A 6,884-nucleotide genomic window follows, 5' to 3' on the forward strand; every position below is an offset into this window, starting at 1 on the left:
TTCAAAACAGAATGTTCGGCTGAAGTAAACCGCTCATAAAGGGTGCAACCCTTACGCAGTGGTTTATTTCGTTTTGCCGAGCTTTCTTAAGCGGTACAACTTCACGCAAGCATAAATCATGCCAGCAGTCGCACCGATTAACTTCACTACCACATAAGCGGTACCAAGAAAGCTCATCATTGCGGGTCCCTCCTTTCGATATGAATTTAGTTGTGCATTCGGATTTCAATGGCTGCTAAGCTTTAAAATCTCTCCATTTACATACATTCATGAAGCATGCTCCTCTCCTTTAGTTATAACGATCTGTACGGGATGCTTCGCACAAATCATGGTCTATCCTTTCTGTTATTAAATAAGCTTCTGCATTCGAGTGAAATAATGCGCTCAAAGCTATGTCTGGCAACTAAACAAATTTGCAACCTCCTCTCGCTTACTAATTCAATAAAACTTGGACTGTTTTTTATTATAGGTAGAGGAAAATACTTTCATTTACCGCATGTTTGATATAATCGCTGCTTGATTTCAATATGTTCGACTTGCACTTGAACACAGTGTACATCTATTTCGCTCCATAATTAGCGGCAAGATACTGGCATTATCCCGACAGATTACCGTCATTTTACCGGCATGTCTGAGTAACAATCGCTCCATGTAATCATATAGTTTCGACAATTTGATTCTTTTGCTCAAATCCGTTAAATATTTTTTCATTGCTTGAATATCGACACATAATCGTGCTTGTGACGTTGCTATCAACAATGCTTGCATTGATGTATTTTTCTAGTGCTCACTCTACAAGCTTCTTTTGTTCGATAAAAATATGCTGTGACCTGAATTCCCCTAATCCTTACACTGTCGGGATGCTCGTCGTTTACACCGTCTTACTTTATAAAGTTATTTCGAAAGAACATATTTCCTCATTTGTGCATACAAAAAAGGCCCTGATTTAATCAGGACCTGATCCAAATAGTATAAAAAAGAGTGCCGTAATCACGGCGCCCAATTCTGTTCATGTTATTAGTATAGCAGACGTATTCGGTAATGCACGTTAATAAATCTGTCTTTTTCCTGTCTTTTTCCTGTATTTTTTCTCCGTTTTTCCTCCATTTTTTTCTCATTTTTTCTCTGATAATTAGTTGTTCGTGTTTGATTGGCTGAAAGATTTTGCTTCGGTACGCAAAATGTCAAAAGTGCCTAAAGAAGTATCATAGGTTTTCCGCCTAATATATCCCGTTTTCCATGTTCCCTTTCGATCCTTAAAAATAGCCTCAATGGTTTTTTGATATTCAAGCATCGCTGCATCTCTTCTAAGGGGTCCGCCAACATTTTAACGAAAATATACGTTAAGCAGCCTTGGCAGAGACAGCAAAACGCGAAAGCTAACAATTGTGTTGCATTGTGGTTGGCCATAATTGGCTAAATTGTGTTGCGTTAAGCCATTGAAACGGTTATTAAAGCGAGAATTACACAAATAACTGCCTCTGTGCTGTATCCTTTTGGTAAGAGCATAAAAGGGGCTATCAGATCGCTATTCTGAAGCCCCTTTTTAATACCGTTAATCATTTTTATACGAGGTGACTCCCTAAGTGGGCCCCACTCGCTCAACTAGTTCTTTATTTTCCCAATGTCTGCTCATTCAGTTCTTTGATTTCTTCTTTTGTCATTTTCTTTATTGGATTCTTTTCAAGATCAGCAAGTGTATCCTTGATTTCTTGCTTCAATGTGGAAAGCTTGAACGTATCTTTATCATTTGTAGCTTCAACAGAAATCTTATTGACAAATGTCTTGTCAACGCTTTTCGCTTCCTTGTTTTTCAAGGGAAACTTACCTTGTATCATACCCGTTAGAACATAATAATTTTCATTCGGATTTGCTAATTCTGAATCGTCTTTGGACAAGAACAGTACCACTTCTTCCCCAACTTCAAAATCTGGATAAAAATCAGATTTTGAAGTTGTGTCGCCAACAGTGCCTTTGTTAATTCTCACAGTTACAACTTCATTATTGTAGGATTGGTTCTTATAAACATCATCAACGTTAACCAAGACATCTGTCTGAATGATGTTCCGAACGCTCTCCCCTTTTTCAAAGTTCGGATTACTCCAAAAGCTTGGTTTTAATTCTTGAACATTACCTTTGATAATTATGTCAGATTTATCAATCAAATCTCTTTTGCTGTTTACTGGGATAAGTCCTGATTGATGCATTGTTGTTTGCGTGGGTAATAAATTGTAAACTCCGATTCCAATTACAAATGCAACAACAGACATTAAAATTACCTTTTTCATATTTACTAACCCTCCTTCTTAATAAATGTCTTTAAGACCATAGATATCGTCCGTGTCCAATGTTCTTTTTTTAGTTTCACCTGGAGCTGCTCCTGGAAACATTGTTGCATCTGTAACATCAGGTTCTTCACCTAGTCCAAGAACATGTCCAAGTTCATGAGTAAAAGCGTTCCCTATATCATTGGAACCAGCCGCACCATTTCCCCATGGTTCAGAAATGTTGATGTCAACATCTGCTTCGTAAATTGTGTTTACCCACCAAATACCATTCCAAACTAAACCTGTTGTAATTGCAAACGTCTCCATTAGGTAAGAATTGCTTCCTCTGGCTCCCTTAGTGACTTCATTTAATTCGTTATCTACTGGGTAGGTTGTTTGACTAGTATTAGTGCCAATTGAAGCCAGAGTTCCAGCGTTTACAGCACTACTGTTATACTGAGCAGCTGCATTCTTCATTGCAGTTATACTAGCAGAGTCAAGCGAACTTAAAGGATGGATTACTGCGGTAGTCGGCCTTGGACCAAATCCACCAGCCATCCATTTTTCATACGCAAATGCCGAACTTACGCCAAAAACAAGACTACACAATACCAAACTACCTACAACAGTACTTTTGACAATGTTTCTAAACAACATTGAATCCCCCAATCTCCCATTTAAGATCTTTTGCTGCATAAATTCCAACCCTCTTATACCAGCGTCCACCAAGGGCAACCGCATGGAAACGGGTGGTAACTACTTACAAATTCATAGCTTCCTCTTTCCCTTTCTACAGTTTTTCTAACATTCTACACAGTTGATTTGGAATACTTGTTCATTATGGGGTCCTACAACAAAACGGTACGTTTTTCGCGTTTTGCTGTCTCTCTACCATACGAAGAAAGTGTACAATAGCGCGAAATGTTTGTATATATGTCCTAGGACTAAGAAAATATGGAAATAAATTTTGTTTTATAAGTGAGCAGATTCGAACATGACTTAAACTAATGTCTCTTTGAGACAGCTACCATTGCTAGACTATGCATCCCAATAAATCATTTTTTGTCGTTTAAAAGATGACCCCAAATTTCCCCTTATTTTTAGACGTTTATTAAGTGTGTTGTTGCAATATCACATCAGAACATCTATGGCTGGTGCACCATCGATCCGCTTTGGAAAAACGAAGAGCGCATCATGCAGCTGTACGAGCTGAACTTAACCGCCGAATACCTAAACCGCCCTATCCTGGAATTGCATGAAGCTGTTCACCTCTACTGCTCCGTGTTAGAGTATAAAAAAACGTCAAACCGGACGCGATTCACGGCTTAGCGTATATTTTCGTTAAAATGTTGGCGGGACCCCTTCTATTATCCATCCTTATTCCTCCATCCATGAATCTGGTCTATTCCGTACATGTTTCACTTCCAGGCTCACCATCAGAGACAAGACCGCTGCCACAACAGGTATCACATTTCTCTCCGTCCTTTACCCCTTCCCCTCCGCAAGGCTGGCAGGATACGAGTTCAGGTGTTTCTATTTCAATATCGAGAAGGAAACGCAGTTCGCCTTCAGCTTCATCTAGTGAGCGTTGTGGTAAAAGCCCTAATTCATTAAGCGTACCGCCAAAATTGACTGGTCCATCCCACTCTGCAGGCCAAACGCTGGAGAGGTTTCCGTATGCTAATGCAAGATCTGATAACGCAATTATTTGTTCTTTGGTCATTTTCATTATGTGTTCCTCCTCTTAAGCTGAATAAAGCCCGTACTCTGTAAACAAGTCGGATCGTGGTATTAGGTTGTATTTCTTGCAAAGGTGCGTGGTGACCCCTTCGTAGTTGTTGTAATCGGGGCTTACATCCACCATTTCAACCTCCATTGGAATATTCAGTTCTATTGCAAGGCTAGCAGCCCATTTGAAAAAGTGATCAGCTAAACCGCGATTACGTATGACTGCTGGAACAGTGACATATGAAATATCCATCCGTGCTGTATCGTTGAACAAAACAATGTTCAATTTAAAATAGAATAATTTATCTGCGTACTCTTCCCATATCTCATTAGCCACCTTCAGCCCGTACTTCAATTTGATGACATCGGTGACACTTTCTGAAAATACATTTCGGTTGACTAGTTCACCACTTAAACAAACAGATTCATCATCCCATTGCATAACGGATCGATCTATTTGCACAGTCTGTCTGTGCATGCACATAATCTCTTTCAGATCCGTCCGTAAGACATTAAAGTTTTTTAAAGTCGTTTCAATAAGAGCTTGCTTATTATCTATTTTCATAGGTGTTTTCTCTCCTTCTAATCGAAAAACCGACGAGTCGGGTTTTACCTTATTTGGCCCCTCCCCCCTTTTTTGGGGGAGGGCGTTTTGGGCTAGTTTATATTGCTTATTTTGCCCTCAGAAGCCTTCAAGCGGCTTCTGAGCTCTCATTCATTACCTCGTTTAACTGATTGATTATTTTCTTAGCAGTCTTCTGAATGACTTCTCCTGCACGTTGGACGGATTCCATCGCCGTTGTACCATTCCATGAGGCCACATAAGGGAAACTATATTCACTCGTATCAAATCCGAAATAGGATAGAACAACGAATGCTGTGCCTTCCGCTTCAATTTCCCGATCGCTGCGTGAGAGAGTTGCGCGCCTTGGGTCGTCTAGGCGGTGCAAGTAGCCGTGCGCTAATTCGTGGATAAGCGTTTTACATTTTTGTTTCACTGCCATTCCCTTTTTAATGCCGATAGAAACTCTATCATGAGAGAAGTAACCCTTGCTTCCATCCTTCAGCGTGACTTCTTCGACGGGAAACGGACTAATCGATTTAGCCAATTCATAGAACTGGCGTAGACTTGCTGTATCCCCTTTAAGTTCTTTGCAGAGTTCGGGAAGGTCTTTACCTTTGGTCTGACTTACATCAAAAACGGAGGTTTGGTGAAAGCCAGATAACACTCGCGTTTCTTCACCCGTTTGCTCGTTGCGCTCCAATTTAAAATTAGGTGCCATAATTTTAATGCTCGTTTCCCCGTATTTGACCTGACGCTCGAGTTTTTGCCAGTCATCATACCCTGCAACATGCGTAGCTGCTGGGCACTGCATATAAATCAGCATCATGTTATTGAATGAGTAATCATGAAAAGCGGACTGGAATTTGAGAATGTTTTTCCAAGTTTCTGAGGAGTAAACGTTTTTTACTCCGTCTTCTAATTTCTTAAATAACTCATTAACCTTTGGCTGCTTTTTGACTGCTTTCTTTGTGCTTTTCATAAAAACATCTCCTTTTTTTTAACTGCTATATGGAAAGGGAGTGGACTGACCACCGCCCAATTATTTGATAAGAAGCGAGCCAACAACCGTTAATTTCCTCATTTCTAAACGTCTCTTAAGCTGAGAAACCGCGATAACCTGTGCTGTTCTGGACATTACTGACCATCTCCTCAATGAAAAATATATTGGTTAACCCCTTCATCCGGATTCGTTTGCTGGTCTAGCCTGCGCGGCAATGAGCGCAATGATTTAGGAGGTTGGAAACAGAAAAGTGACTTGCGAAATCGCTGTCTTGCGTATGATGTTTTGAAGGAGCGTTCATCCGTTTTGTCGTAGCCGTCATAGACCGTTTTGCTGTTCCGGTTCTTGCCGTGCAAGGGTATGCCCGAAGGGATGGCGTTCTCGAATGAGAAAAGCCACCCTTGCACGGCAAGGTTCGGTACAGCAGTCTAAGATGACGGATACGGCAAAAGTCACTTGGATGAACGCGGGACAAAACATCTAGGAGCAAGCCAGCTTCGCACCACGTCCATTCGTTTCCAACCTCCATTGATTGGCGCCGGCCTTATGGCGACGAGCAAACAATGACAACTGGCGAGAGCCGGTTGTCTACCTTTTCCCTTTTGGTAATGCCCTTTTTATCCTTGAAATTTGATTTTTATTTCTGAAATAACGAACTGAACTGAGGATTGTGAACGGTTTTAACGGGGTTGGTGTTTAAAATATGAGTCATATATCTGTGGATTCAATAGATCTGAACTAGGAATTATCCTTTCGGTATTGGGTAGGCAACATAAAAAAGCCTCCCATCTATGTTGGAAGACTTTATTTCGTATTAATCTCGTTTTTTGCGTTTTGGCTTGGCCTTATCCGGATTCTTGTTGATATTGGTATGTCCAGCTTGATTGGCTACCTCATAAATGCTTAGCCCTTTCTCAATAGTATTCTTTTATCGTGTCTGGGCTTTTACCTTTTGCTTTCAAGTAGGTAGAAAACGCATCGATTTTGCTCATGCTTCGTATCCTCCCACTTCTTGTGTAATTTCTTTCTGTACAATATATGATTTCTTCTTTGATCTTTTCCTTCGGTGGCTACTAAAATGATGTCCATCTATTCGTTGAATCTGTGAAGGATCCATGAACTTATAATCTTCAATTTGCTTATGAAGTCCCTTTGCATACTTGCTTACTCGAGCCTTGAAAATAATGGCTTCACCCTCGTGCAAATTCAATGCGGCGATTTCATCGTTATAGTCCAGCCAAAGATGATCAACTAAAGGTTCATGCTCTTTAGTTTTAATATCGTACAGTAGAGCGGTAAGACCCGACCCGGTGTGTTTTTTTTT

At 40.5% G+C, this 6,884-nt stretch carries 6 protein-coding genes; all 6 read right to left on the bottom strand.

What is annotated here, in order from left to right; genetic code table 11:
* Positions 1–1,613: 1,613 nt before the first annotated feature.
* Positions 1,614–2,288 (bottom strand): hypothetical protein, encoded by a 675-nt coding sequence (locus AC787_RS32725; RefSeq protein WP_054029179.1) that lies wholly within the window; start codon positions 2,286–2,288, stop codon positions 1,614–1,616.
* An 18-nt stretch (positions 2,289–2,306) separates the two neighbouring features.
* Positions 2,307–2,963, bottom strand: a complete 657-nt coding sequence (locus tag AC787_RS32730; protein ID WP_054029180.1) for a matrixin family metalloprotease — start codon at positions 2,961–2,963, stop codon at positions 2,307–2,309.
* A 706-nt stretch (positions 2,964–3,669) separates the two neighbouring features.
* Complete coding sequence (locus tag AC787_RS34405) at positions 3,670–3,996, bottom strand: hypothetical protein (protein ID WP_054029181.1); 327 nt, start codon at positions 3,994–3,996, stop codon at positions 3,670–3,672.
* A gap of 15 nt (positions 3,997–4,011) precedes the next feature.
* The gene (locus AC787_RS32740; protein ID WP_054029182.1) at positions 4,012–4,560 is read right to left on the bottom strand and encodes a hypothetical protein; all 549 of its coding nucleotides are present in this window, start codon (positions 4,558–4,560) and stop codon (positions 4,012–4,014) included.
* Positions 4,561–4,687: 127 nt separating this feature from the next.
* The gene (locus tag AC787_RS32745; RefSeq protein ID WP_054029183.1) at positions 4,688–5,539 is read right to left on the bottom strand and encodes an ArdC-like ssDNA-binding domain-containing protein; all 852 of its coding nucleotides are present in this window, start codon (positions 5,537–5,539) and stop codon (positions 4,688–4,690) included.
* Positions 5,540–6,548: 1,009 nt separating this feature from the next.
* The coding region (locus AC787_RS34335) for a hypothetical protein (RefSeq protein ID WP_200930805.1) at positions 6,549–6,884 on the bottom strand (336 nt) is incomplete at its 5' end.

The sequence above is a fragment of the Bacillus sp. FJAT-28004 genome (assembly GCF_001280845.1).
In the GTDB taxonomy this organism is placed as follows: Bacteria; Bacillota; Bacilli; order Paenibacillales; family Paenibacillaceae; genus Pristimantibacillus.

What these genes read in the sequence shown, in the direction of transcription:
- AC787_RS32725 (WP_054029179.1), bottom strand. Translation starts at nt 2,288, where the DNA reads ATGAAAAAGGTAATTTTAATGTCTGTTGTTGCATTTGTAATTGGAATC.
- AC787_RS32730 (WP_054029180.1), bottom strand. Translation starts at nt 2,963, where the DNA reads ATGCAGCAAAAGATCTTAAATGGGAGATTGGGGGATTCAATGTTGTTT.
- AC787_RS34405 (WP_054029181.1), bottom strand. Translation starts at nt 3,996, where the DNA reads ATGAAAATGACCAAAGAACAAATAATTGCGTTATCAGATCTTGCATTA.
- AC787_RS32740 (WP_054029182.1), bottom strand. Translation starts at nt 4,560, where the DNA reads ATGAAAATAGATAATAAGCAAGCTCTTATTGAAACGACTTTAAAAAAC.
- AC787_RS32745 (WP_054029183.1), bottom strand. Translation starts at nt 5,539, where the DNA reads ATGAAAAGCACAAAGAAAGCAGTCAAAAAGCAGCCAAAGGTTAATGAG.